The organism is Apibacter sp. B3919 (genome assembly GCF_026537405.1).
Classification (GTDB): domain Bacteria; phylum Bacteroidota; class Bacteroidia; order Flavobacteriales; family Weeksellaceae; genus Apibacter.
Map to the genome: position 1 here is coordinate 12,945 of NZ_JAFNMG010000005.1, position 22,484 is coordinate 35,428.

Annotated in this window: 23 protein-coding genes; 13 read left to right on the forward strand and 10 right to left on the reverse strand. The window is 31.4% G+C overall.

Annotation, left to right across the window (positions count from 1 at the left end):
- The first annotated feature begins 68 nt into the window (after nt 1-68).
- Complete coding sequence (locus tag J3U20_RS08465) at nt 69-452, forward strand: DUF4293 family protein (protein WP_160542852.1); 384 nt, start codon at nt 69-71, stop codon at nt 450-452.
- 41 nt (nt 453-493) lie between these two features.
- On the opposite strand, the gene J3U20_RS08470 is transcribed toward J3U20_RS08465, so the two are convergent.
- From J3U20_RS08470 to J3U20_RS08485, 4 genes are all read right to left on the reverse strand, one after another.
- Nucleotides 494-1,282: a hypothetical protein gene (locus tag J3U20_RS08470; protein ID WP_160542853.1), complete on the reverse strand. Its 789-nt coding sequence runs from the start codon at nt 1,280-1,282 to the stop codon at nt 494-496.
- 12 nt (nt 1,283-1,294) lie between these two features.
- Nucleotides 1,295-1,861, reverse strand: a complete 567-nt coding sequence (ruvC, locus tag J3U20_RS08475) for a crossover junction endodeoxyribonuclease RuvC (protein WP_160542990.1) — start codon at nt 1,859-1,861, stop codon at nt 1,295-1,297.
- A 17-nt stretch (nt 1,862-1,878) separates the two neighbouring features.
- Complete coding sequence (gene pyrF / locus J3U20_RS08480) at nt 1,879-3,237, reverse strand: orotidine-5'-phosphate decarboxylase (RefSeq protein ID WP_160542854.1); 1,359 nt, start codon at nt 3,235-3,237, stop codon at nt 1,879-1,881.
- 121 nt (nt 3,238-3,358) lie between these two features.
- A complete protein-coding gene (locus J3U20_RS08485; protein ID WP_160542855.1) occupies nt 3,359-3,850 on the reverse strand; it encodes a hypothetical protein in 492 nt (163 codons plus the stop codon).
- A gap of 121 nt (nt 3,851-3,971) precedes the next feature.
- On the opposite strand from J3U20_RS08485, the gene recJ reads away from it, so the two are divergent.
- The 7 genes from recJ (at nt 3,972) to J3U20_RS08520 (ending at nt 10,863) form a co-directional block, all read left to right on the forward strand.
- Nucleotides 3,972-5,684 (forward strand): single-stranded-DNA-specific exonuclease RecJ, encoded by a 1,713-nt coding sequence (gene recJ / locus J3U20_RS08490; protein WP_160542856.1) that lies wholly within the window; start codon nt 3,972-3,974, stop codon nt 5,682-5,684.
- Nucleotides 5,685-5,693: 9 nt separating this feature from the next.
- Nucleotides 5,694-6,269, forward strand: coding sequence for a nicotinate (nicotinamide) nucleotide adenylyltransferase (gene nadD, locus J3U20_RS08495; protein WP_160542857.1), 576 nt, complete (start codon nt 5,694-5,696; stop codon nt 6,267-6,269).
- Between the two features lie 50 nt (nt 6,270-6,319).
- Entirely contained in the window at nt 6,320-6,949 is a 630-nt protein-coding gene (locus tag J3U20_RS08500; RefSeq protein ID WP_160542858.1) for a 7-carboxy-7-deazaguanine synthase QueE, read from the forward strand.
- Nucleotides 6,950-7,321: 372 nt separating this feature from the next.
- Nucleotides 7,322-7,960 carry a peroxiredoxin gene (locus tag J3U20_RS08505; protein ID WP_160542859.1) on the forward strand — a complete coding sequence of 213 codons (639 nt, stop codon included), beginning with the start codon at nt 7,322-7,324 and terminating at the stop codon, nt 7,958-7,960.
- A 22-nt stretch (nt 7,961-7,982) separates the two neighbouring features.
- Nucleotides 7,983-8,297 (forward strand): thioredoxin family protein, encoded by a 315-nt coding sequence (locus J3U20_RS08510; protein ID WP_105296559.1) that lies wholly within the window; start codon nt 7,983-7,985, stop codon nt 8,295-8,297.
- Nucleotides 8,278-8,535 (forward strand): DUF6952 family protein, encoded by a 258-nt coding sequence (locus J3U20_RS08515; RefSeq protein WP_160542860.1) that lies wholly within the window; start codon nt 8,278-8,280, stop codon nt 8,533-8,535. Before J3U20_RS08510 ends, J3U20_RS08515 begins: the two co-directional genes overlap by 20 nt.
- Nucleotides 8,536-8,688: 153 nt before the next feature.
- On the forward strand, nt 8,689-10,863 hold the full coding sequence (locus J3U20_RS08520; protein WP_160542861.1) for a peptidylprolyl isomerase: 2,175 nt from the start codon (nt 8,689-8,691) through the stop codon (nt 10,861-10,863).
- Nucleotides 10,864-11,031: 168 nt separating this feature from the next.
- Here the strand turns inward: J3U20_RS08520 and hemB are convergent, their stop codons facing one another.
- The 3 genes from hemB to J3U20_RS08535 all read right to left on the reverse strand — a co-directional run bounded on the left by hemB (nt 11,032) and on the right by J3U20_RS08535 (nt 13,500).
- Nucleotides 11,032-12,009, reverse strand: coding sequence for a porphobilinogen synthase (gene hemB, locus J3U20_RS08525; protein WP_160542862.1), 978 nt, complete (start codon nt 12,007-12,009; stop codon nt 11,032-11,034).
- 105 nt (nt 12,010-12,114) lie between these two features.
- Nucleotides 12,115-12,441, reverse strand: coding sequence for a gliding motility protein GldC (gene gldC, locus J3U20_RS08530; RefSeq protein ID WP_160542863.1), 327 nt, complete (start codon nt 12,439-12,441; stop codon nt 12,115-12,117).
- Between the two features lie 42 nt (nt 12,442-12,483).
- The gene (locus J3U20_RS08535) at nt 12,484-13,500 is read right to left on the reverse strand and encodes a gliding motility protein GldB (protein WP_160542864.1); all 1,017 of its coding nucleotides are present in this window, start codon (nt 13,498-13,500) and stop codon (nt 12,484-12,486) included.
- A gap of 54 nt (nt 13,501-13,554) precedes the next feature.
- Here J3U20_RS08535 and nadE point away from each other — a divergent pair, with 54 nt between their 5' ends.
- Both nadE and J3U20_RS08545 read left to right on the forward strand, forming a co-directional pair.
- Nucleotides 13,555-14,343 (forward strand): NAD(+) synthase, encoded by a 789-nt coding sequence (gene nadE / locus J3U20_RS08540; protein WP_160542865.1) that lies wholly within the window; start codon nt 13,555-13,557, stop codon nt 14,341-14,343.
- Nucleotides 14,344-14,532: 189 nt separating this feature from the next.
- A complete protein-coding gene (locus J3U20_RS08545) occupies nt 14,533-15,276 on the forward strand; it encodes a YebC/PmpR family DNA-binding transcriptional regulator (protein ID WP_160542866.1) in 744 nt (247 codons plus the stop codon).
- Between the two features lie 157 nt (nt 15,277-15,433).
- Here J3U20_RS08545 and J3U20_RS08550 read toward each other — a convergent pair whose 3' ends face one another.
- Complete coding sequence (locus tag J3U20_RS08550) at nt 15,434-15,733, reverse strand: DUF3817 domain-containing protein (protein WP_160542867.1); 300 nt, start codon at nt 15,731-15,733, stop codon at nt 15,434-15,436.
- A 282-nt stretch (nt 15,734-16,015) separates the two neighbouring features.
- On the opposite strand from J3U20_RS08550, the gene J3U20_RS08555 reads away from it, so the two are divergent.
- A complete protein-coding gene (locus tag J3U20_RS08555; RefSeq protein ID WP_255448190.1) occupies nt 16,016-18,481 on the forward strand; it encodes a beta-glucosidase in 2,466 nt (821 codons plus the stop codon).
- 150 nt (nt 18,482-18,631) lie between these two features.
- Entirely contained in the window at nt 18,632-19,291 is a 660-nt protein-coding gene (locus J3U20_RS08560; RefSeq protein ID WP_160542869.1) for a YggS family pyridoxal phosphate-dependent enzyme, read from the forward strand.
- On the opposite strand, the gene J3U20_RS08565 is transcribed toward J3U20_RS08560, so the two are convergent.
- Both J3U20_RS08565 and J3U20_RS08570 read right to left on the reverse strand, forming a co-directional pair.
- Complete coding sequence (locus tag J3U20_RS08565; RefSeq protein WP_160542870.1) at nt 19,279-20,211, reverse strand: metallophosphoesterase; 933 nt, start codon at nt 20,209-20,211, stop codon at nt 19,279-19,281. The genes J3U20_RS08560 and J3U20_RS08565 overlap by 13 nt on opposite strands.
- A gap of 11 nt (nt 20,212-20,222) precedes the next feature.
- Nucleotides 20,223-20,795, reverse strand: coding sequence for a 5'-nucleotidase C-terminal domain-containing protein (locus J3U20_RS08570; protein ID WP_160542871.1), 573 nt, complete (start codon nt 20,793-20,795; stop codon nt 20,223-20,225).
- Between the two features lie 629 nt (nt 20,796-21,424).
- On the opposite strand from J3U20_RS08570, the gene J3U20_RS08575 reads away from it, so the two are divergent.
- On the forward strand, nt 21,425-22,477 hold the full coding sequence (locus J3U20_RS08575) for an NAD-dependent epimerase (RefSeq protein ID WP_160542872.1): 1,053 nt from the start codon (nt 21,425-21,427) through the stop codon (nt 22,475-22,477).
- Nucleotides 22,478-22,484: the final 7 nt, after the last annotated feature.

Consider the following 22,484-nt stretch of genomic DNA (forward strand, 5'->3'; position numbering starts at 1 on the left):
GCAATATTACAAAATATTTTATTAAAACGCTAATTTTTTATACATTTGCTGTTCAAAAAAGCGAAATTTTGATCCAAAGAATTCAAAGTATTTATCTATCATTAGCCGGTATACTAGGATTTGCTGTCGGTTATATAACCGATTTCATTCCTAATGATTTAACAGATATGTTCCTTTTGTTCCTCATCGGATTGTTAGCTTTTATTTCCCTATTCTGCTTTAAAAGCAGAAATGTTCAAAGAAAAATTAATTATACAAATATAATTATAAACGTATTGTTGATCGGTTTTATGGTTTATGATTTGCTAAATTCATCTGGAGGAAGTACTATACTTCCTGAGAAAGGTGTTGAGCTACTCGTCCCGGTCCTGCTGATTATTCTGCTTGCCATGGCAAATAAGTACATCAATAAGGATGAAAAGCTCATAAAATCTGTAGATAGATTCCGTTAAAACTCATAACAACTTTTAATGAGTGCAAGAGTCGTTTTATTTTATAAAACGACTCTTATTTTTTGCAACCATATAATAATTATGGGTAAAGCAGAACAAGCTTCCATCCAAAAACGGGTGTAAAAAAATTGATGTGTTTTTCCCATAAATACTACCATACCCATACTGATTATACACACCACTTCCCATGCTGTCACATAGATTAAATCGCCTTGTTTATAATAAGTCAAAGCAAAAACTAGTGCAGATAGAAATAAACATATACAAGCAATACCTTTGCTTTTTCGTATTCCTAAATAGTTGGGTATTGTACAAATAACATCTTTTTTCATGTCGCAAATATCAAAAGGCAGGGTTATACCTATGATAAAAAAATACAGAATTAAAAATTCTGAGAGAGTATTACGATTACCCGTATTTCCTATATATAGAATCGCATAGGCCCATGCAAATGATATAATAAAAATTTTTAATAAAGGAATGTTTCTAAATGGAATCTTTATAAAGTCCGAATTATACATGATTACAATACTTCCAATAAATGCAATATGAAAAAATTGTAGTAAATCTTTTTCCTTACATACTATAAAAGCCACAAGTATTAAACTGATGAATGAAATATGAAAAGAAAGTTTTTTTAAGATATTTCGCGACCAAGTATTTTGAAAGCAAATAAAATTATAAGCAGCTAAAGCAGAAAAAAAAATTATTGCAATTCTGTTGTAATTTACGGAGTGGTTTAAACTTCCAAAAAATAGACATAATAAAGAAATCATGAAAGAAACCCACAATTGAGTATTGATTAAAAACCTTTCAATCGATTTTTTCATTTCACGGCCTTATCAACTGCCCACTCTTTTTGGATTATTTTTTACAAAGGAATCCCACCCCGAATATGATTTTGAAGTATTTGCCGATGAGGGAGTTCTACTGTTTAAAAAGTGGCATACTGCCAGAGCCAGTCCATCGGAAGCATCCAAATATTGAGTAGGAAAATCTTTTAAATTCAATAAAGTTTTTAACATTCCTGCAACTTGTTCTTTGGATGCATTACCGTTTCCTGTTATTGACATTTTAACTTTTTTAGGAAAATATTCTGTAATAGGAATTTCTCTTAGTAAGCCGGCAGCCATAGCCACACCTTGCGCTCTGCCTAATTTTAACATAGACTGAACATTTTTAGCGTAAAAAGGTTCTTCGATTGCCAATTCATCCGGATGATAGGTATCAATCAGCGACAAGGTTTTATCAAATATTTTTTTAAGCTTTAATGCATGGGATTCAACCTTTTTAAGAATTAGCTCATCAATGCACAAAAGCTTCATTTTATTACCCACTACACTAATAATCCCAAATCCCATAACATTCGTTCCGGGATCGATTCCTATTATAATTCTTTCCGTCAAAATTTTTTAATAATGTAATCTTAGCAATTCTTTAAATATGCTTTCCAGCCTTCTTCTTTATATTTCTTGGCAGCATCTTCCGGATTCTTAGCTCCGTAAATGCCTCTGCCGACAATAATAAAATCTGTATGATAGTCGGAGAATACTTTTTCAGGGGTATTGAATTGCTGACCTTTGGAATCTCCTGATTCAGTTAAATTAACCCCCGGAGTGAATAACAATAAAGCAGAAGGTAGTTTGGATTGGGCAACACATCCTATTACATTGGATACTTTACTTGAAATTTCGATAACTTTCGACTTATAGTTTTCATCTGTTAAAGTTCCTTTTGACGACATTTCTGCAATAGTCACTACTCCGGTTTTTTCACCAAATACTTGTAAGCTTTCTTCTCCGGCTATAACATGAGAGGTTATTAAATCTGCCCATTCTGAAATTTTATAAATTCCTCCGGTAAACTGCATATGTTGTGTATTACCTATATCTCCAAATTTTCTATCCTCGAATAATAAAAAGTTTTTAGCTGCAGCAATCTCTTTCAATTCGTGTATAAAATTTTCAGTAAAGTCTGAAATTATGTCTGAATGCAATTTAACAGCCACAATGGAATCCCCTATTTGATGGGCTAATTTTAAAATTTCTGCAGATTTATGGGTATCTAAGGAAGCTATTAAATTGGTTTTTTTTGATAATGCAATTTCGATCAGCTTCTTAGAAACCGAATGATTCTGTAATTTTAATTTTTCCTCAAAGGTTAATCGAGGAGCACTTAATTGTACCGTTGGTTTTTCTTTAAGAAAGTCTTTAATTTTAACAACTTGTGATTGATTTAAAAATTCATGATTGTACAGAATATCAATTACATTTTCAATACTGAATAAAGTGTGAACATGATATCCTTTGCTTTCCAATAATTCTTTACCCCCTTGTTGCCTATCTAATACTACAACAATATCTTTTACTTTTAGTCCTTCTTTTTCTACCTCTTCTATCGTTTCAAGCAAACTTTTCCCACTTGTTATTACATCTTCCACGAGTACGCAACGTTGTCCTTCTTTAAAGATCCCTTCCAACATTTTTTTCGTCCCGTAATTTTTACTCTCTTTTCTTTTTATAATTAATGGCACTTTAGATTCTAAAGACATCGCCGTAGCCATAGGTAAAGCTGCATAGGGAACACCGCAAATAAGTTCGTGCCTACAATCTTTTAGCATAGCCAATAAAAGTTGTGACAATTCGCTTAGTAATTCCGGACTGGAGGCTAATGGTCGTAAATCAACGTAAAAAGGAGAAAGAATCCCACTTTTTAAAGTGAATTCACCAAATTTTATTATTCCCAGTTCATAAGATTTGAGTAAAAATTTTTCTTTGTTAATCATCTTTCTTTTGATTTAAGCAAAGGTAATAAATTAATAAATTTAAGTGTTTGTAAAAAACTAAGAGAAATTAAATTCCTTAACTATTTAACACTTTGGTAACAATAATAAAATTTATCCATATTTATCTTTTATTTGATGATGAATCTTTCAACTCAAACCCTCTTTTGTTGGCAAATGATTTTTGGGCTTCTACAATTTTACCGTCAATTTCATTTAATTTAACTTCATTTACATCCATGTCTTCCAGAGCTTTTTCAAATTGATCTTTTGTTAATTTTTCTTTTGAAGTAAATCCTTTTATCGACGTAATCATATTATGGATATACTCTTCACATAAGTTTTTTAAATCTTCCCCATCTTTGGGTACTTCATAGCCGTTAATTTTGTTGATCAATTTTTCTAATTCTTCAGAAGCAACTTTTCCTTTTTTGGTGACGGAAACAAAGTCACCGGTATCAGGGTGCTGTTCAACCATAGCATAAAAGGTAGTATATTCCCTGTCTGCTCTATTTAAATTTTCCATTAAATTGTCATTAAATTTTCCGGGTCCCGGATTACAAGAGTATAAGCTAAACAGCCATACATAAAAGAATAAAATTCTTAATTTTTCCATTATATTTTATTTTTAATCAAATATATAAAAACATTCAATCTTTTTTTAGCCAATCTTCTATAATTATAAAAGATAAAATCAAAGTACTAATATTTACTAAAATTATATACATTTGTAAACTATGCGAAATCGTTGGTTAATTTTACCTCAACCTGATCCAAATAAAGCCCAAAAACTAGCTGAAGAACTGGGATTCCCTGTGGAAATTACCAGCCTTCTTTTAAAACGAGGTGTTTCTACATTTGATGAAACTAAAACTTTTTTTAAACCTTCGCTTGATCAACTTCATGACCCTTTTCTTCTAAAGGACATGAACATTGCTGTAGAAAGAATCGAAAAAGCCATAAATACTAATGAAAAAATACTTATTTATGGAGATTACGATGTGGATGGTACTACTTCTGTGGCAATGATGTATCTTTTTCTAAATTCTTTTTATAAGCATATCGATTATTATATACCGGATAGATATGAGGAAGGGTATGGCATCTCTTACCAGGGCATCGATTTTGCCGCTGCTAATGGTTTTTCCTTAATAATTGCATTAGATTGCGGAATTAAAGAAAAAGATAAGATTTCTTATGCAAAAGATAAAAACATTGATTTTATCGTATGCGATCATCATTTGCCGGATGAAGTTCTTCCGGAAGCGGTTGCTATTTTAGATCCGCAAAGATCAGATTGCAAGTATCCCTATAAATTTTTAAGCGGATGTGGAGTTGGCTTTAAACTTATACAAGCTTTGTCCTCCCAAAAACAAATTCCACAGGAAGATATATTTCCCTACTTAGACTTAGTAGCTATCAGTATCGCTGCCGATATTGTACCGATAACCGGTGAAAATCGAATTTTAGCTGCATTTGGTTTGAAACAATTGTTGGAAAAACCCAGAGTAGGTTTAAAGGTTTTCTTACCCAAAGAAACTCGTGAAGCTTTTTCAATTAATAATATTGTATTTGGAATAGCTCCTAAAATAAATGCTGCAGGAAGAATCAGCCATGCAAGCAATGCTGTAAAGCTACTTATTACAACTAATGATATTGAAGCTCGAAAGATCTATACTCAAATTAATGAGCTTAACAACGAACGTCGAGAGCTTGATGCCAATATCACTTCCGAAGCCATTCAAGAAATTATAAAAACAGGTCAAACCAGTACTTATTCCACCATTGTTTTTAATCGCAAATGGCACAAAGGGGTCATTGGAATTGTAGCTTCCCGATTAATTGAAGAATATTACAGGCCTACTTTAGTCTTTACAGAAGGAAAAAATAAAGACCTGGTTGCTTCTGCTCGAAGTGTTACCGGTTTTGATATTTATAAAACTTTGGAAAAAACCTCTGAGTATTTGGAACAATTTGGAGGTCATATGTATGCTGCAGGGCTCTCGATAAAAAAAGAGAATTTTTTACCCTTTAAAGAAAAATTTGAATCTGTAGTTAAAGAAACGATTAAGGAAAGCCAAAGAACGCCAACTATTGAAATAGACGAAGAAATATCTCTATCCGTAATAAATAAACGTTTTTTCAAACTAATCAGTTATTTTGCTCCATTTGGTCCGGCTAATTTGCGCCCGGTATTTTTAGCCCGAAATGTACATTTTGGAGGCGATTATACGCTTATGGGTAAGGATCGTTCCCATTTAAAAATTATTGTTTTCCAAGATTCCATTAAAAATTCATTTGAAGCTATCGCCTTTAAAATGGGTCATCTTTTGCCTAAATTTGAAAAATATCCTTTTGATATGGTTTTCACTTTATATGAAAATTATTGGCAAGGCAAAACTTTTTATCAACTTCAAATTAAAGATGTTAAATTTTATGAGGATTTGTAACTTTGTTGAATGAAAGTTGGTTTATTTTTCGGATCATTTAATCCTATTCATATAGGACATTTAATCATTGCTAATTATATCATTGAAAATTCAGGCCTTACTCAAATCTGGTTTGTTGTAACTCCGCAAAACCCTTTCAAAAATAAATCTACTCTGTTAAAAGATCATCACAGATTGGAAATGGTAAACCTTGCCATTGAAAAATACCCTCATTTCAGATCTTCTTCAGTTGAATTTGCTTTACCCAAACCTTCCTATACCATTGATACGTTGGTTGTACTAAAAGAAAAATATCCATCCTATGATTTTGTTTTACTAATGGGAGAAGATAATTTGAATTCATTTCATAAATGGAAAAATTATGAACAAATTTTAAAATATCATTCCTTATTTGTTTATCCTCGAATTAACAGTATTCAGAAGGAACAAACTATGGACCATCCACATATTCATAAAATTTCCGCTCCTATCATTGAAATTTCTTCTACCTTAATACGCTCCATGATTAAAGAACATAAAAATGTTCGTCCCATGCTTCCTCCGGAAGTCTTCAATTATATTGATGGCAGCAATCTTTATAAATAATTACTTTTTTGTAATTTTGCAAGTTGTTTTTGCTAAAAAATTATAAGTAAATGGAAGATAGTATAACTATGGATTTAGAATCCGGTCTATCATTACCTATTATGGAGCATTTTTACACCATTCAAGGGGAAGGTAGATATACCGGTACGGCTGCATACTTTATAAGAATAGGCGGTTGTGATGTAGGATGTCATTGGTGTGATGTAAAAGAAAGTTGGAATCCTTCTATTCATCCGGTTAGTTCTGTAGATAAAATTGCCGAAACGGCTGCTTCCCAATCGAAAACCATTGTTTTAACCGGAGGGGAACCTTTAATGTGGAATTTAGAGCCCTTAACATCCAGATTAAAAAATTTGGGTTGCCGAATACATATCGAAACTTCGGGAGCTTATCCTCTATCGGGACATATTGATTGGATCTGTCTGTCTCCTAAAAAAACAGCCCTTCCTCTCGAAAGTGTGTATGCAAAAGCAAATGAATTAAAAGTAATTGTTTATAATAATCATGACTTTATTTTTGCGGAAGAACAGGCTTCTAAAGTAAATGATAATGCCATTTTATATTTACAACCTGAATGGAGTAATAGGAATAAAGTTACTCCAAAAATCATTGATTATGTGATGAAAAACCCTAAATGGCAAGTTTCTTTACAAACTCATAAATATTTAAACATTCCTTAACAACAGCAATTGATAAAGTCTAATCCTATATCATTAAAAAACCCTTCTGCCTTCATTTTTTAGTTTTTAATGCCTTTAATCTTTATTAGAATTAGCAGAATCATGTCTTTATAACCGATTACTATCAGATTTCAATATCTTTTAATTAATTCATCCTTTTGTGTTTATATCATTTAATAGGATAAATTATTTTTTTTTACTATCTTAATAAAAAATCCGGGAAGTTATCGTGAAATATTTTTATGTATATAGTTTTTTTTTATTCTTCAATAAAAAAGAATTATGCTTACACAACGTAGGGACTTTGTTTTATTGACTAATTTTGAAATGTAAAAAATGAAATAATATTTTGATAAACAAAACAATAAAATTATGTCAATAGTAGGTAAAAAATTTCCAAACATTTCAATAGATGCCATGGATCACATGGGGGATGATTTAAAGATCAATATTTTTGAGGAGGCAACTAAAAAAAATAAAAAGGTTTTATTATTTTGGTATCCTAAAGATTTTACTTTCGTTTGTCCTACCGAACTTCATGCTTTTCAACAAGCACTACCTGAATTTGAAAAAAGAAATACTATAGTTATAGGGGCTTCATGTGATACTAACGAAGTACATTTTGCCTGGTTAAATACACCTAAAGACAATGGCGGTATAGAAGGGGTTACTTATCCAATCTTAGCAGATACAACACGTAATCTTTCTAATATTTTAGGAATTTTAGATATTGAATCTTCCGAATATGATGAAGATTATGAAACTGTGATATTGAAAGGATCCAATGTTGCATACAGAGCAACCTTTTTAATCGATGAAGAGGGAAAAGTTTTCCATGAAAGTATTAATGACATGCCATTAGGAAGAAATGTTCAAGAATATTTACGCCTTATAGATGCCTATACTCATGTTCAAAAATTTGGTGAAGTATGTCCGGCTAACTGGGAAGAAGGAAAAGATGCGATGAATGCCAATCGTAAAGGAGTATCGGATTATTTATCTTCTCATTAATTATAATTTAAAATACAAAAAAATGGTACAAGAATTACAAGAAGATAATTTAAGTGAAATTATCAAAGAATCTCCGATCGTTCTCGTTCAGTATGCTGCTTCATGGTGCGGAAACTGTAAAATTATGAAGCCGAAATTTAAAAAAATTGGCGAAGAAAACAGCACCATTCCTTTTTTAATTGTCGATGCGGAAAAATTTCCTGAATCCAGAAAATTAGCAAATGTGACCAACTTACCGACTTTTGCTTCTTTTAAAGACGGAAAGCTGGTTAATCAAATACAAACAAATAAAATAGAACCTTTACAAGAATTAGTAAATGAAGTTACCCATAATTAAACATTTAACTCAATTCATTGAAAATAATGATGAAGATTATATCAATGAAACAATTGAAACCTTAGAGAACTTAACGGAAGCTCCGGGTTTGAAAGATGAAGAATTAGATGTTTTAGGAGAAGTGCTTTCTAATATGTACGGAGCTATTGAAGTTAATAAGCTAATGAGAGAGGGTATGGATGAAAAAAATGCTTTAAATGCATTTATGAAACGTGTCCTCGGATCAATTGATAAATAGTCTATACTTTTAAATTTAATTTTTAAAAGCCTTGCAAGATTTTTCTTGTGAGGTTTTTTTATTTTTAAAAATGACTATTAAGGTAAATATTATTTTCATATTTCATGTCGAAACCGTAATTTCGTAAATTAAAATAAATTAAATTACGAATAAATGGCTATTCTTGGACAAATAAGAAAAAGAAACGGGTTATTAATAGGTTTTGTTGCTGTAGCATTATTATTATTTTTATTAGGTGGAATTGATTGGAGCAGAATTGGCAAGAAAGATCCCAATGTTTTGGGAAAAGTAAACAAAGAAGCGATCTCACGCCAGGAATATTATAGTCAACTTAGTCTTCTTTCTTCTCAGTACCAAGGGCAATATCCGGAAAATTTACTTGAAGGACAAATTTGGAATTCGTTAATTGAACAAAAATTAATTGAGCAAAAATTTAATGCCTCCGGATTAATTTTAACTGATAAAATGATTTGGAATATGGCCAAATCCTCTCCTTTATTTAACAATCCTCAATTCAAAGATAAAAGCGGAAATATTAATACCAAATTGATTCAGGATGAATTCCAAAAAATGGAAGAAAGCCAAAATGCTTCTCCGCAATACAGAGAATATTTCCAAACTATGATGACTTTAAAAAAGAATTTTGGTTATCAAGCAATGGGTAAACAATATTTAGGGACTTATGGTTCCGGAATGTTAACCAATAACAAGGAAATTGAACTTTTAGCACAAAATCAATCCAATATTGCAGATATTGAATACGTTAAAATCGATTACAATGCATACCAAAAATCAAACCCTGTTAAGGTCACAGATGAAGATTTAAAAGCTTATATTGAAAGACATAAATCTTTATTTAAAATTGATGAAAACAGAACGCTAGATTTTGTATATTTCTCTGCAAAACCTACTCCTTCCGATGAAAATAACACATTACATTCATTAAATGCCTTATTATCTCAATCCATTATTGAAGGGGATACTATTCAAGCATTTGGTTCGGTTAAAAATGATTCACTATATATCAGCGAGCTAAATACCGCACAAATTGCAGATAAACCTTTTATCTCTCAATACAGAAGCGAAAAGCAATTGCCTCAAAACATACAAAATTGGGTAAAAAATGCTTCTATCGGACAAATTTCTAATGCTTATAAAGATAATGGATACTATGTATTATCTAAATTAATCGCTAAAAAAAATACGGATTCGGTAACTGCTAAAAATATATTAATAAGTTACACCGGAGCTCAGCAAATCCAGCCTAAAACTGCCAGAAACAAGGATCAGGCAAAAAAACAAGCGGATGAACTTGCGGCAAAATTAAATGCTAATCCTAGTGATTTTGCAAAATTAGCTTCTCAATATTCAGACGATCCGACGGCTTCCTCGAATAATGGTGAAATGAAGTTAACAACTGCTCAAGATTTTCCTGCTCCTTATAAAAAATTACAACGTTTTTTGGAAACTTCTCCAACAAATAAAGCAGAAGTTATTGAAACTCCTCAGGGATATTTGGTATTAATGATATCTCAAAGGAAACCGGATGAAATTGTTTATAAACTAGCAGATCTTGCGAAAGAAATTAAACCTTCTGAGGAAACTATCGAGACTGCCCGTAAACAATCAACCAATTTCATACAATCCATTCAAGGAAAGTCATCAAGAGAATTTATTGATTTCGCTAAAAAATCTAACTATAAACCACAACAGCAACGAGGCATAGTACGTTTTGGTTCTATGTTGAACGGATTACACACAGATAAAGATTCTGATATTATTGCTTGGGCTTTTGATTCTAAAAGAAAACTTGGTGATACTGAAGTATTCACTACGGGTGACCAAAGTTATATTGTAGCCAGAGTTTCATCTTTATTTAGTAAAGGATTGGCAGATCCTTCTTTAGTTAGAGATGAAATTGAAACTGAGGTAAGGAATGAAAAGCTGGGTAAGATAATTGCTGAAAAAGTAAATTCAGGAAACAAATCACTTGACAACTTAGCAACTGAATTTAAAACTACAAAAAGCAATGCTTCAATAAGTTTTGATAATCCATCAGTGAACGGAGAATTTGAGCCTAAGGTGGGTGGTGCAGCATTTGGGTTAAAACAAGGAGTTACCTCGAAAGCTATTGAAGGAAAAAGCGGAGTTTATATAATTGTAACTAAATCGATTACTAAAGGACAAGTTGGAGACAAAAAACAGCTTAAAACTTCTTTAATGAGTCAATATGCTCAACAAATGCCTTCTTTACTTTTAAGATCATTAGTTCAAGAGTCAGATATTACCGATTATAGAGGTATCTTGTTAAATCAACAACAAAAATAATTTAGACAATAAATATTAAAAAAAGCATACTTAGTTATAAGTATGCTTTTTTGTTTTTAGTGATACTTCCTCAAACAATTTTCGAATTAATTATTTTATTATTGTAAATAAAAAACCTCTCTTATCGAAATAAAAGAGGCTTCTTATAAAATATTTATTACTTACAATTTATCGATTCAATAGTTTAGCAGCTTCTTTGGCAAAATAGGTAGAAATAAGACCGGCGCCTGCTCTTTTTATACATGTTAAGCTTTCAATAATAATTTTATCATTATCCAACCATCCATTTTTTGCAGCCGCTTTAATCATGGCATATTCTCCACTAACCTGAAATACCGAAATAGGCACATCTACTATTTCATTTAATTTAGAGACTATATCTAAATAAGGAAGGCCCGGCTTTACCATAACAATATCTGCGCCTTCTTCAATATCTTTCAATGCTTCATTGATAGCTTCTTTACTGTTACCGTAATCCATTTGGTAGGTTTTTTTATCTCCAAATCCGGGAGCACTGTCCAGAGCATCTCTAAAAGGACCGTAATACGAACTGGCATATTTCGCTGCATAACTCATAATACCTACTTCATCAAATCCATTTTCTTCTAATGCTTCTCTAATTGCTGCAACTCTTCCATCCATCATATCGCTTGGAGCAATAAAATCTGCTCCTGCTTCTGCATGGCTTAGGCTCATTTTTACCAATGCATCCACGGTTGCATCATTTACAATTTTACCGTTTTCAACAATTCCGTCATGTCCGTAAATTGAATAAGGATCAAGAGCTACATCCGGCATAATTACCATTTCGGGTACAGCATCTTTAATAGCTTTGATTGATTTTTGCATTAAGCCGTTTTTATTCCATGCTTCTTTGCCTGTATTATCTTTTAAATTTTCATTGATTTTTACATAAATATTCACCGCTTTAACTCCTAAAGACCATAATTCTTTAACCTCTTTAATTGTTAAATCCAATGATTGTCGATATATTCCCGGCATAGAAGAAATTTCTTCTTTTATATTTTCTCCTTCTGCAATAAATATCGGCATGATAAAATCATCGGTAGTTAAAATCGTTTCTCTTACTAAATCTCTTACGGCTTGAGTTGATCTTAATCTTCTATTTCTATTATATAGTATCATTTTTTGTTATTTCGTGTTAATAGTTGACCTTAAAAAGGTATAATTTAAAAGAATTTGGTATAGACCCATAAGATAAATAAAATCTTATTCAGTTTAAAAATAATATTACATTTTTATACCACTCCTATCTGCAAAATATTCTGCAAATTTTCTTATTTCTTCTGCTATTTCTTCCTCATCTGTGGCTCTCTGATAAGAATCTCCTAAAGAATGCAATACTTGATGAAAAAACCGCTTCATATCATCAACAGGCATTTCTTTGGTCCATAAATCAATCCTTAAAGCTTCTTTAACTTTATCATCCCAAACGGATAATAAAATGGCTTTACTTTCTGCTCCAATTACTCCTCCGTCCGGGGCTGCCCATACAATTTTTTCGGGTATATGGTTTTCATCTAATTGTACATTAAAATTTATTTCAGTTTCTTTCATTAGCTCCTATTAAAATATTACGTTGTTTTGTATCTTTAAATATTAGTGTGTATCTATCTCAGGATGGGGCTTATATTTGGACTTGGCAAATATTTGCTCGTGGTTAGGATTTTTAATAAAGTCTTGTAGGCTTATTTGAGGATTTTCAAGTAAGTACTTTCTACAAATTTGCCATCCGGTCCAACAACCTATTCTCCCCGGACTTTGAGAGTCTACCTCCGTATAAAATTTAGAAAAAGGCGCTAACGATAAAAATCGATCAGATAAAGAAATATCATCACTAAACACATAATTACTTTCAATAAAGAAATTCCATATTTCATATTCGTTAGTTTTCGCCCAATTTATCTGGTCTTGGGTATATCCTATTTTATAACAATCTTTTACTTCAGGCAAAAAGGCATCTTCCAAAACTAATATTTTGCCTTGATAAATCATTTGTGAAACAAAAGATTGGCTGTTCGTCTCTCGCGGGACTATTGCCATTCCTTTAATTATTTCTTTTGCCGTTTTTGATGAAAAATATTCCATGCTCATTGTTCTCTGGATATATTTATCTATATTCATCATATTATAGTATTTATTATCAAAACCTAAAAAGCAATCTGTAGCAATAAGTAAATAATTATTTTGTGGAATATATGTAATCGGATTCAAATAATCTGAGGTAAATGATGAATATAAATATACTGCGGGAGATTTAAATTCCGGATAATAATACTTGATATGCTTAAATAGGTTTTCTAATTCTGTTTTAATTCTATCGTTAGAAACTTTTTTCTTTATTTCAGAATAAATATTGAGTTCTGTACTATCCCTTCGATCTTTTTCAAATCGGGAATCCGGGGTAGTTTGACTCAAATAAAAAGGATATTTTTTTCTAAAATCCGGTATTGAAATATCTAAATTGTAAAAATCTTTTGCTATATCATGAATTTCAACAGGTTCTTGTATCTCGCTAACCTCTACTTTCCACCTCTTATTCAAATCATCTTTACTGCTTTTATGAGTGCAGCTTATTACTAATAACAATACTGTAAGATATTTAATAATCTTCATTATCTTTACACTTGATTTTTAAATATATAATATTACGCGCAAAGATACAATATTATGAAAACAACCAGAGTAATTTCCTATATTGTTAATTGGTTAAACGATTATCTCAAAAATAGTGGGGCAAAAGGATTTGTTGTAGGAGTATCCGGAGGAATAGATTCCGCTGTAGTTTCTACATTAGCCGCTCAAACCGGTAAACCCGTTTTAGTTTTAGAAATGCCTATTCATCAACCGGAAGACCAAGTTACTCGAGCCAGAGAACATATAAAATATCTTACTGAACACTATACAAATGTTACCGGAAAAACTATAAATCTCACCAACACTTTTGAGGCTTTAAAATCTGATTTAGAAGCGGATGAATCTCATGAAAAAAACAATTTATCTTTAGCTAATACTCGGTCTCGTCTTCGTATGACTGCCTTATATTATTATGCAGGACTCAACAATTTCTTGGTTTGTGGAACAGGTAATAAAATAGAGGATTTTGGTATCGGCTTTTTTACTAAATATGGAGATGGAGGAGTTGATATCAGCCCTATTGCCGACCTCTTAAAAAGTCAGGTTTTTGAAATAGCCAAAGAATTACATGTTTCCGAATCTATTCAGAAAGCGAAACCTACCGATGGGCTCTGGACCGATGACCGATCTGATGAAGACCAAATTGGAGCTTCCTATCCGGAACTTGAATGGGCAATGAATGTTCATGAAAATCATAAGGCTTCTGATTTTACAGGAAGAGAACGTGAAGTTTTCGAAATTTATGATCAATTAAACCGACTTGCTCAACATAAAATTAATCCTATTCCGGTTTGTAAAATTCCTAAAGAATTACTTGATTAAACTTTGTTAAGGATACTGTTTAACTACATGGTTACTATAATTAATTGTTCTTAGTTTATCTATGTATTAGTTGTAAAAAAAGAACAAACGATCAAATAGTTAAACATGTAAAAAAGATTTAAAAATTAATAATTTATTTTTCTATAACTCATTCAATTATTATTTTTGTTTTAGAAATTAAACTTGATTATGGGACGCGCATTTGAATATAGAAAAGCTTCAAAATTAGCCAGATGGGACAAAATGGCAAAACAGTTCAGCCGTATTGGTAAAGAAATTGCAATTGCTGTAAAAGCCGGTGGTCCTAACCCTGAATCTAACCCTGCACTTCGTCGTTGTTTACTTAATGCGAAAGGTGTAAATATGCCTAAAGACAATGTAGAAAGAGCTATTAAAAAGGCTTCAGGGGCAGATGCAGAACAATATGACGAAATAACCTATGAAGGATATGGACCGGGAGGAATTGCCATTTTTTTAGAATGTACTACTAATAATCCTACCCGAACTGTAGCCAATGTTCGTGCTATATTTAACAAATTTGAAGGAAATCTGGGAAAAAATGGAGAACTTACATTTATTTTTGATCGAAAGGGGATTTTTACTTTAGATAAGTCAAATCTTACTATGGATTGGGACAGTTTTGAATTGGAAATGATTGACGCAGGAGCCGAAGAAATTGAAGAAGATGATAATGAAGTGATTATTACCTCTTCTTTTGAAGATTTTGGTTCTATAAATCATAAATTTGAAGAATTAGGTATAGAGCCTAAGAGTGCGGAATTACAAAGGTTGCCAAACAATACTAAAGCTCTTCCGTTAGAACAGGCACAAACTATTTTGAAAATGCTTGAAAAATTTGAAGACGATGATGATGTTCAACAAGTATTTCATAATATGGAAATTACAGAAGAATTGCAAAACGCTGTAAATTAGAATTTTTTACATATATAAAAAATAGAAAGTTTCTTATGCTTATAAGAAGCTTTTTATTTTTTATACCTATCGTATTCCTTTTAAATCATTGATAATAATTTAAACAGTTTTAAATTATTAGTTGATTTTTACAACCGGAAATCTAAAATTGGTTAATTTATGTTCGATTGATCTTAGCTAATTTTTTTTCGACCCATAGTGTTGCGAACGGGAAAAAGGCTGACATTAATACAAATACAAAATCTTCATCATCCCATTTATAATGCTTTCTAACTAAAATCGCCAATATAATATATGCGGTAAAAAATAAACCGTGTATCATACCCGTCGGAATCATAAATAAGGTATAATGAAAAAAATATTTTAAGGGCATGGCTACTAAAAAAAGTAAGAAACAACTTATGCATTCTGCATAACAAGCTAAATTAAAATATTTTTCTACCTTTTTTTTATTCATTTGCTTACCTTTACTTGTACAAAAATAATCATTTATCAAGATAATTTTCGCATTTACATAAATGGTTCGTATTATCTTTTTATTTAGATACTACTGTATGTGAATACATCTTTAGATCAATTTCATCTTTTTTTATTATATAAAATCAGAATATATATCTTATTGTATATCAATTATTGAATATTATATAGCAATAGCAAGACACTTAACACCTAATTTATATCATGTCTATGTTAATATATAATAAATAATTTGTACCTTATGAGAAAAAAAAATAATATGATGAAAAAAAGATTTGTATTATATGCATTAGCCGGTTTTTGCGCATTTAACGTCAGTAAGGCGCAAACCTATCCTCAAATCGTTGTTAATAATCAAAGATTTTCTGATTGGAACAAAGATGGAAAACTACAACCTTACGAAGATACTCGACTGTCGGATTATGAAAGAATTAATGATTTAATTTCTCGTTTATCTGTTGATGATAAAATACATTTACTCTTGGGTACGGGAATGGTTGGATTTGAAATGTTGAAAGGGTTTGAAGCTATAGACCCTAAAGGAGTCACAATACCAAGCTATCTTATTCCCGGATCAGCAGGTTCAACTACACCCATTGACAAATGGGGCGTTCCTGCAGTAATATTTACCGATGGTCCTGCAGGTGTCCGCATTTCTTATAAAAGAAAAGGAGAAACAAGAACTTATTATGCCACAGGATTTCCTGTAGGGGCCCTTATTTCGACCACTTGGGATACAGAATTAGCAAAAGAAGTTGGAAATGCTATTGGAGATGAAGCCTTAAAATATGGCTCGGATATTCAATTGGCTCCGGCATTAAACATCATTCGCAACCCTTTGTGTGGGCGTAATTTCGAGTATTTCTCAGAAGATCCTTTAATAGCAGGTAAATTCGCTTCAGCGATCACACAAGGAATTCAAAAAAACGGTGTGGGTGTTTCTTTAAAACATTTTGCCGCAAACAATAGTGAAAATAATCGAATGGACTTAGATGTTCATCTATCTCAAAGAGCGTTACGAGAAATTTACCTACGCGGATTTGAAATTGCTGTTAAAGAATCTAATCCGGCAACCATTATGTCTTCATACAATAAAATTAACGGGACTTACACTTCGGCAAGTTATGACTTATTAACTACCATTTTACGTCATGAATGGGGCTTCAAAGGAGCAGTAATTACAGACTGGTTTGGCGGATATGCCGATGTATCAGCTATAAGTGATACCAGCCATGATGGAATAAGTAAAGATTCTTATGATGAAGATATATTTGCAAAGCAATTACATGCAGGAAATGATTTATTAATGCCGGGTACACAAGTACAATTTGAAACCCTTAAAAAATACATTGAAACTAAACGTCTTTCTATAGAAGATGTAAATAATTGCTTGAGAAATGTATTGGAAATGATCTATAAATCTCCACGGGTAGCCGGTTATGTACCAACTAATAATCCGGATTTGAAATCCCATGCACTTTTAAGCAGAAAAGCAGCTTCAGAAGGTATGGTTTTATTAAAAAATGAGCAAGGGGCTTTACCTTTAAATAAAGGAAGTAAAATAGCCTTATTTGGAAGTGGTTCATATAATATTATAGCAGGAGGAACAGGAAGTGGAAATGTAAATAAAGCATATGTAATTTCTTTACCTAAAGGATTGGAAGATAACGGTTATGTGATTGATAAAAATTTAAATCAAACCTATTCTCAATTTGTTAAGGAGGAATTAGCTAAAACTGAGGAATTAAAGAAAAAATTACTCGCTATCTTACCAACTTTAACTCAGCCGACCATTAAGGAAAAAGCGATCCAAAACAGTGCTAAAGAAAATGATATTGCAATCATTACTATTGGAAGGGAAGCGGGTGAATCCGGAGACAGAAAAATTCCTGATGATTTTGATCTTTCCGAAAAAGAACAAAATTTAATTTCTGAAGTATCAAAAGCATTTCATCAACAAAATAAAAAAGTGGTTGTGATTATAAATTCAGGAAGCGCTATTGAAACTTCCAGTTGGAAAGATAAAGTAGATGCTATAGTTTGGGCAAGTCTTCCCGGTCAGGAAGGCGGCTATGCTATAACCGATGTACTTTCAGGAGCTGTGAATCCATCCGGAAAATTAACTCAAACTCTACCTGTTAAATATACAGATGTTTCTTCTTCTTCTAATTTTGACGGAGTTCCGGCAGAAAAACCAACTGACGTATCTTATAAGGAAGGCATATATGTGGGATACAGATATTTTAACACCTTTAATGTTATCCCTTCTTATGAATTTGGGTACGGCCTTTCTTATACAAAGTTTGACTATTCTGAACCTGTATTGAGTTCCGTTGAATTTAATCAAAAACTTTTGATCTCTCTTAAAGTTAAAAATACCGGAAGTGTTGCAGGTAAAGAAGTTGTTCAATTGTATCTTTCAACTCCTAAAGGGAATATAGATAAACCATCAAAAGAATTAAAGGGATTTGTTAAGACCAGAGTATTGAAACCGGGAGAAACTCAAGTAGTCTTTTTCGAACTTCAACCCAAAGACTTAGCTTCTTTTAATCCTTTGGCTTCCGCATGGATTGCCGATGCTGGAATCTATAAAATTGAGTTTAACTCATCTCTTACCAACACTAAGCAAGTATCTAATTTTTCATTACCAAATAAGTTAATTGTTGAAAAAGTAAACAATGTGTTAAATAATGATCTTAATTTTCAAGATTTAAAATCTAATAGATAAATCATAATCCATCATTTTTAAAGTCATATTAATTTAACAGAGCGGAAAATAAAATATTTTCCGCTCTTTTTTATATACTATGTTTCTCCCATTATTTTATCAAAAAATTTATTAGTACTTTTAACCTTCGTAAAAATATATTTTCAATCCATGTCTATAGCAGATTCATTACAAACAACTTTAGAAACCCTACCCTCTAATGTTCAATTAATAGCCGTTTCAAAAACTCATCCTGCAAAGGAAATTGAAGAAATGTATCAATGTGGACAGATCGATTTCGGTGAGAATAAAGTTCAAGAATTAGTTGAAAAATATAATCAATTGCCTAAAAATATTCGCTGGCATCAAATTGGGCATTTACAAAAGAATAAAGTAAAATATATTGCTCCTTTTGTTCATCTGATACATTCTGTTGATCGTTTGGAATTGCTTGATACTATTGAAAAAGAGGCGGTAAAAAACAATCGCCCGATTTCTGTTTTATTACAAATAAAAATAGCCCAAGAAGATTCTAAATATGGATTAACTTTCGATTCGGCTCTTGAAATACTTAAGCTCAAAAAGGATGGAATGTTTCCACATGTTACTATTCTTGGTCTTATGGGTATGGCTTCATTTACTGATAATACTTCTCAAATTGAAAAAGAATTTTCTTTCCTTCACGATTTTTATATAACCCATCAAAATGAATATGGTCTATCGATTTTATCCATGGGCATGTCGGATGATTATCTAATTGCCATAAAGTGCGGAAGTAATATGGTTAGAATTGGATCTAAATTATTTGGAAAGCGAAATTATACGGTGTAATTTTTTACGGGAATTGTTTGATAAGCTATTTCTTTTAACGTATTGTCTTGGGTAAAGAGAAAATCAATTCTGCCTAATAATAAACCGGCCCATCCCACTTGATTGAGCAATACTACTTTGCCTTCTTTGTTTAGATATTTTTCCGGTTCTTTAAAAAAGGTATGAGTATGGCCTCCGAGTATTAAATCTATATTCGATGTTTGCTGACACAATTTCACATCGCAAATTTTATCGGGAAAATCAGGATATTTATATCCTATGTGGGAAAGGCAAATTACTAGATCGCACTTTTTTTCTTTTTTTAACATTCTTGCTCGATCTTGTGCAATTTCTATAGGATCCAGATATTTAGTTTCTAAATAATTCTTTTTTTCTACCAATCCGGCTAATTCAACGCCTAACCCAAATAATCCTATTTTAATGCCTCCCTTTTTTATGATTTTATAATCTTTGGTTAATCCTTCCAACAACGTATTACTAAAATCATAGTTTGAACAAAGAAAATCAAATTTAGCATGTGGCAGTTGTTTTTTAAATCCCTCCAATCCATTATCAAATTCATGATTTCCCATAGTTGAAGCTTCATATCCCATGGTTGACATTAATTTGAACTCCAGTTCACCTCCGAAAAAATTGAAATAAGGAGTTCCTTGAAAAACATCCCCCGAATCTAATAATAATACCTGTGATTCTTGTTTTCGTATAGCATCTATTAAAGTTGCTCTTCTGGCAAAACCTCCTTGATTGGGATTTTTGGTATAAGTCGCCGGAAAAGGGTCTATTCTACTATGTTGATCATTGGTATGTACTATGGTTATTTTTTTGTCTGAATGTAAAACACGGGAAGCAAATGATAGGGAGGGAAAACTTAAAGCTCCTCCTGCTAAAGCAGCTGTTTTGATAAAATCTCTTCTTTTCATTTGAATTTTTTTTAATCTTCAAAGACTAATCTTTGATCTTTAATGTCCGGCAATACTTTGTAATTTTTTACCTGTTCTAATAGAATGTCTCGTAATTTTAAATGGGTGATTTCTTTGGCATCCGATTTCATGAAAAAATTCATTCTATCTCCGCCATTCATTAGATAATCTATGGTAACTACCCAATATTTTTTTGTTGGATCAAAATCTTTACCTTCAATTTGTGCAGAAATTAATTTATCTTTCTTATATATTAATTTTATTCCTGCCAATGGATGTCCTTTTTTTTCAATTCTTAAATAATCAAACATTTCTTTCATTCGAGATCCATCCAATTGTAAAAGGACCATTTCATTTTCAAAGGGCGATACTTCAAATATGTTTTCAACAGTAACTACTCCTTTAGGGATTATAGTTCTGATTCCGCCGCTGTTTAACAAACAAAAATCGGGTTCAGGTTTATTGTTTCTTTTAGCATATTTTTTAGCATATTCCAATACTAAGTCTGCTAATAAATTTCCTTCGTTGCTGGAGTATCCTGCTTTGGTGAAGTCTACATTGGCATAACTAATGGGTTGATTCATTATTGAATCTAACTGTTTTTTATATGGATAAATGAAATTTATAATTTGTGAATCCGATTTAATTGAATCAGTAATCTTTTTATTAAGATGTATTTGGTGTACTTCTTTTACCTTATTTGTTTTACAATGTATCAGTATAAGTATTAGTAATATAAAACTTAATAAGAATATATGTCTTATTGCTTTCATAACCTTTTCATCGAACTAATTGAAAGTTAGATAAATTTTATTTAACCTGCAATGAATTCAGTAAAATTTTATTTCTAATTCTACTTCCAAGCTTTCTTTTTTTGCATCTTTTCAATCAAATTTTCTTCGTTGTAAAAAGGATCATAAACTTTAATCTTTTGCATTTATTTCGTCAACTGCATATGCATTACTATAAACTTATCATCAGTAACAAACAATCTTAAGCATTAAACTACTATATACCAAATATGTATATCCCTTTATTTTAAGAATTCCATGAGTTTAAAAATTTTTTTTAGTACTGAATTACTTGAGAGCATGATCTGTTGTAAGGTATATCTTATTCATTTTTTCAATACTATCCACTCAAAGTTAATGAGTCACTCAAACTATCAAAATAAAAATTTTTAAATTTGTATTTTGTTATAAAAAAAATCTGAATGAAAATCCTTGTTACAGGAATTGCCGGATTTATCGGTTATCACTTAGTAATGTCTTTAATAAACAGAGACGATGAGATAATTGGTCTCGATATTATCAATGATTATTATGACGTCTCTATTAAATATGGAAGATTAAAAAATTGTGGATTTGATAAATCCGATATTGAATATAATAAACTGATTAAGAGTTCCAAATATTCCAATCTTTCATTCATCAAACTAGGTCTTGAAGATAAAAATAATTTAGAAAATTTATTTAAAGAAGAAAAATTCGATAAAGTAATTAATCTTGCTGCTCAAGCCGGGGTTAGATATTCTTTAGTCAATCCTCAAGCCTATATTGATTCAAATATAACCGGATTCCTTACTATATTAGAATGTTGCAGGAATTTTTCTATCAAGCATTTAACTTATGCCAGTAGTTCCAGCGTATATGGTCTGAATGAAAAACAGCCTTTTTCAACTAAAGATAATGTTGATCATCCGGTAAGTTTATATGCCTCCAGTAAAAAATGCAATGAACTGATGGCACATACCTATAGCCATTTATTTAAAATCCCAACCACCGGATTGCGTTTTTTTACCGTTTACGGTCCGTGGGGTAGACCCGATATGGCCTTATTTATCTTTACTAAATCCATTTTAGAAAATAAACCTATTGATGTCTATAATTATGGAAAAATGCAACGTGATTTTACCTATATTTCAGATATTGTTCAAGGAATTATAAAGGTTAATGACAATCCGCCAATAGGCAACTCAAACTGGGACCCTGTTAATCCGGACCCTTCGTCTTCATCTGCTCCTTATAAAATTTATAATATAGGAAATAGTAAACCTGTGGAACTTATGTCCTTTGTTAAAACTATAGAAGAAGAATTGGGTAAAAAAGCAATAATCAATTTATTGCCTATTCAGCCCGGAGATGTTCCTGCTACCTATGCTGATGTTACTGATTTAATTGAAAATTTTAATTATAAACCTCAAGTATCCGTAAAGGAAGGAATTAAAAATTTCATTGAATGGTATAGAAATTTTTATTCAATTTAAATTAAAA

Bases quoted from the DNA above. Each gene is read 5' to 3' on its own strand.
- hemB (WP_160542862.1), bottom strand. From the start codon at position 12,009: ATGATACTATATAATAGAAATAGAAGATTAAGATCAACTCAAGCCGTA.
- J3U20_RS08575 (WP_160542872.1), top strand. From the start codon at position 21,425: ATGAAAATCCTTGTTACAGGAATTGCCGGATTTATCGGTTATCACTTA.
- J3U20_RS08570 (WP_160542871.1), bottom strand. From the start codon at position 20,795: ATGAATCAACCCATTAGTTATGCCAATGTAGACTTCACCAAAGCAGGA.
- J3U20_RS08555 (WP_255448190.1), top strand. From the start codon at position 16,016: ATGAAAAAAAGATTTGTATTATATGCATTAGCCGGTTTTTGCGCATTT.
- J3U20_RS08565 (WP_160542870.1), bottom strand. From the start codon at position 20,211: ATGAAAAGAAGAGATTTTATCAAAACAGCTGCTTTAGCAGGAGGAGCT.
- J3U20_RS08470 (WP_160542853.1), bottom strand. From the start codon at position 1,282: ATGAAAAAATCGATTGAAAGGTTTTTAATCAATACTCAATTGTGGGTT.
- nadE (WP_160542865.1), top strand. From the start codon at position 13,555: ATGAAAACAACCAGAGTAATTTCCTATATTGTTAATTGGTTAAACGAT.
- J3U20_RS08505 (WP_160542859.1), top strand. From the start codon at position 7,322: ATGTCAATAGTAGGTAAAAAATTTCCAAACATTTCAATAGATGCCATG.
- J3U20_RS08560 (WP_160542869.1), top strand. From the start codon at position 18,632: ATGTCTATAGCAGATTCATTACAAACAACTTTAGAAACCCTACCCTCT.
- J3U20_RS08485 (WP_160542855.1), bottom strand. From the start codon at position 3,850: ATGGAAAAATTAAGAATTTTATTCTTTTATGTATGGCTGTTTAGCTTA.
- pyrF (WP_160542854.1), bottom strand. From the start codon at position 3,237: ATGATTAACAAAGAAAAATTTTTACTCAAATCTTATGAACTGGGAATA.
- J3U20_RS08535 (WP_160542864.1), bottom strand. From the start codon at position 13,500: ATGAAGATTATTAAATATCTTACAGTATTGTTATTAGTAATAAGCTGC.
- J3U20_RS08550 (WP_160542867.1), bottom strand. From the start codon at position 15,733: ATGAATAAAAAAAAGGTAGAAAAATATTTTAATTTAGCTTGTTATGCA.
- J3U20_RS08500 (WP_160542858.1), top strand. From the start codon at position 6,320: ATGGAAGATAGTATAACTATGGATTTAGAATCCGGTCTATCATTACCT.
- J3U20_RS08520 (WP_160542861.1), top strand. From the start codon at position 8,689: ATGGCTATTCTTGGACAAATAAGAAAAAGAAACGGGTTATTAATAGGT.
- J3U20_RS08515 (WP_160542860.1), top strand. From the start codon at position 8,278: ATGAAGTTACCCATAATTAAACATTTAACTCAATTCATTGAAAATAAT.
- gldC (WP_160542863.1), bottom strand. From the start codon at position 12,441: ATGAAAGAAACTGAAATAAATTTTAATGTACAATTAGATGAAAACCAT.
- recJ (WP_160542856.1), top strand. From the start codon at position 3,972: ATGCGAAATCGTTGGTTAATTTTACCTCAACCTGATCCAAATAAAGCC.
- nadD (WP_160542857.1), top strand. From the start codon at position 5,694: ATGAAAGTTGGTTTATTTTTCGGATCATTTAATCCTATTCATATAGGA.
- J3U20_RS08545 (WP_160542866.1), top strand. From the start codon at position 14,533: ATGGGACGCGCATTTGAATATAGAAAAGCTTCAAAATTAGCCAGATGG.
- J3U20_RS08510 (WP_105296559.1), top strand. From the start codon at position 7,983: ATGGTACAAGAATTACAAGAAGATAATTTAAGTGAAATTATCAAAGAA.